This window comes from [Mycobacterium] manitobense, from assembly GCF_025821665.1.
In the GTDB taxonomy this organism is placed as follows: domain Bacteria; phylum Actinomycetota; class Actinomycetes; order Mycobacteriales; family Mycobacteriaceae; genus Mycobacterium; species Mycobacterium arseniciresistens.
This window is the reverse complement of sequence record NZ_JACKSJ010000193.1, coordinates 1-315: the sequence shown is the minus strand read 5'-3', so window position 1 is coordinate 315 and position 315 is coordinate 1. Positions and strand designations below refer to the sequence as shown.

The 315-nt window shown below is 67.0% G+C and carries 1 protein-coding gene; it reads right to left on the bottom strand.

The features are described from left to right. Window positions 1–251, bottom strand: a 251-nt coding sequence (locus H7I41_RS22570; protein WP_264014858.1) for a pyridoxamine 5'-phosphate oxidase family protein, incomplete at its 3' end; no start/stop codon positions are given. Window positions 252–315: the final 64 nt, after the last annotated feature.

Sequence of the window (315 nt, the reverse complement as noted above, 5' to 3'; positions counted from 1 at the left end):
GGGCCGTCCACCGCGACGTAGCGCACGGTGGGTTGGACCCGGTCGACCATCAGCGAGCAGTGTCCGGCGGCCTCGAGCAGCCGGTGCTTGCGTGACCCGGCTCCGGTGGTGAACCAGAGCTCACCGCCGGGGGAGTACTGGTACCAGATCGGCACGGTCAGCGGACCGCGGGTATTTCCCCTGATCACCGACAACGCGGCGACATGGGGCTCGGCGAGGAACTCTTCGCGTTCTTCCCGAGACAGTGCCATGGCTCTAGAGGCAGGGAGTGAAGAACAGCAGCTTCGGCCCGCAGATGCCCGAGCTGCCCAGCTT